The sequence below is a fragment of the Mammaliicoccus sp. L-M44 genome (genome assembly GCF_022386355.1).
In the GTDB taxonomy this organism is placed as follows: domain Bacteria; phylum Bacillota; class Bacilli; order Staphylococcales; family Staphylococcaceae; genus Mammaliicoccus; species Mammaliicoccus sciuri_A.
The window spans coordinates 1-229 of record NZ_JAJNIU010000090.1; the positions used below are offsets into that span (position 1 = coordinate 1).

The window sequence follows — 229 nt, forward strand, 5'->3', positions numbered from 1 at the left end:
GCGATTATTAAGCTTGTTGAATTTCGTTAGAAATTCACTCGGTTTTTTGCTTGGTAAAATCTATTTTACTTACTTATCTAGTTTTCAATGTGCAATGTTGAATGTTATAAACATTCAAAACTGAATACAATATGTCTTCGTTATTCCATGACCTAATGGTCATTCCGTAATATCCTTAGAAAGGAGGTGATCCAGCCGCACCTTCCGATACGGCTACCTTGTTACGACT

Annotated in this window: 1 rRNA gene; it reads right to left on the bottom strand. The window is 35.4% G+C overall.

Annotation, left to right across the window (positions count from 1 at the left end):
* Positions 1-179 precede the first annotated feature (179 nt).
* Positions 180-229 (bottom strand): 16S ribosomal RNA (locus tag LQ611_RS14065); the annotation flags it as partial.